1 protein-coding gene is annotated in these 1,863 nt (G+C 45.4%); it reads right to left on the bottom strand.

All coding sequences use genetic code 11. The features are described from left to right. Positions 1–1,863, bottom strand: a 1,863-nt coding sequence (gene flgE, locus VIM91_RS10570; RefSeq protein WP_331864778.1) for a flagellar hook protein FlgE, incomplete at both ends; no start/stop codon positions are given.

Genomic DNA, 1,863 nt, shown 5'->3' with positions numbered 1-1,863 from the left:
TTCGTTGTTAGTAAACTTTGCCATACCGATCTGTGCAAGACCAAAAGAGCGCCCGTTACTAAATGAACCGACAAGTGTACCGCTCTGGTCAATCCTGATACCAACCAAATCCCCTCCGGTAAAACCGTCTTGGCTTATTCCCGAAGTAGATGATGCAGAGTCAAAACTCGTCATACCGTCAAACGCATTTGATGTACCGAGATTGATTGCAACCTGCTGGTTTGGAGCAGAACCGTTGTTCGCCGTAAACGAGACGTTTGGCGGATTATATGTAGCCAGTGAGCCGTCGCTGTTAAATCTTACAAAACCTGTCTTTTCATTATATGGTGTTATCGTATCTATCGTGGCAGGCTCAGGAACACTTATTTTCATATTCCACGTACTTCCCGTAGAAGCATCGACTGCAACTTTTCTAAACTCTGTTCTTAAAGTATGTTTTGAACCCAAAGAGTCGAAGATATCAATACTTGCAGAGTGTGTCGCCGCATTAAAACCTTGTGAAAACGCAGTTGCGGTACTGCCTGCCGGCAGAGTTGCATTGAGCGCTTCCATGCTTCTTGTAAACTTGGTATTTTCAGTTATTCCGCCACCGGTAACACTGCTTGCGTTCATACCCGTAATAGAGAGATTTATATCATAATCTCCGTCTATTGAACCGCCCGGATTCGATAGTTCAAATTTACCCTGCTCATTAACGATTACCTCTATATTGTTTTCATAAAGACCATCAAGGTCGCCGTCACCGGCAGTTGCTCTAGCCTCTTTTTCCAACGCTTCACGTAGATCGGCGATCGTTCTGAATTTTTTGTCAAACCCTTCCGCCGTCGTAGGACCGGTTGGATCGTACTGATATCTGTAAGCCGTTGTAGCTGAATCTGCCACAGCAAAACCACTTCCGTCAAGTGCACCGATAGCACTTATTCTAATGTTGTGAGAAGCATTTGAGTTAGAGTTGCTGTTTGTAAGCGTGATCTCTCCCGTTCCTGAATCATAAACAGCTTCAATACCTGTTACCGATGTCTGAGCATTTATGGCTGAGACAAACCTTGAAGCGGTTTGAGCCTGAGTCTCTCCACCCGGGGCAGTACTTGTTATCTGCTTTACTGTACCGTCATCCATCTCAAATGTGATGTCTAGGTTTGTATTGGCGGTAACCGGTGCCGAAGCAGTCGTAGTTGTATCTACAAATGATGCCCATATACCCTGACCAGCCTGAAGATTAAAAGCTTCACCGGATTCATTGAACATTACGCCCATATCGCCCGATTCTATAGGGTTTCCGTTTTCATCGATCGCAGCAGGTGAAGGGATAGCCGTTCCTGCCGGATAACTCTCCACTCTATATGCAGCCGAATAGTTATCGACGCGCGGACCTGAGTTCAGGTTTGCTTTAATAACCACATTCTGCGTAGGAGATGCAGGAGTAGTAAGCCCCGGCGGTATATTTATATTTGTAATAGGCGCCGTAGCGTCAACATACCCTGTTACCGGATCTCTCAACCACCCCTGAACAATAAATCCGTTGTTGTCTACGAAGTTACCGCCGGCATCGAACTTAAAGTCGCCAGAACGCGTGTACTTATATGTATTTCCGCCATCCGGAGAGACTATAAAAAATCCGTCTCCCTGAATAGCAACGTCGGTATTTTTATCTGAGTTTTGAACAGAACCCTGTGCAAATATCTTAGTTACCGAACTTGCACTCGCACCAAGACCTACCTGTACGGGGTTTTTACCGCCAAGCTCTCCCTGCGGAGCAGTAGCTATCGCCTTGGTCTGAGCAAGAAGGTCTGAGAAGTTTGCACGTGAATATTTAAAACCTATGGTATTTACGTTTGCGATATTATTTGATTCTACGTCCAT

It is taken from the genome of Thiomicrospira sp. (assembly GCF_036568485.1).
Classification (GTDB): Bacteria; Pseudomonadota; Gammaproteobacteria; order Thiomicrospirales; family Thiomicrospiraceae; genus Thiomicrospira.
This window is presented reverse-complemented; position numbering and strand designations above follow the sequence as displayed.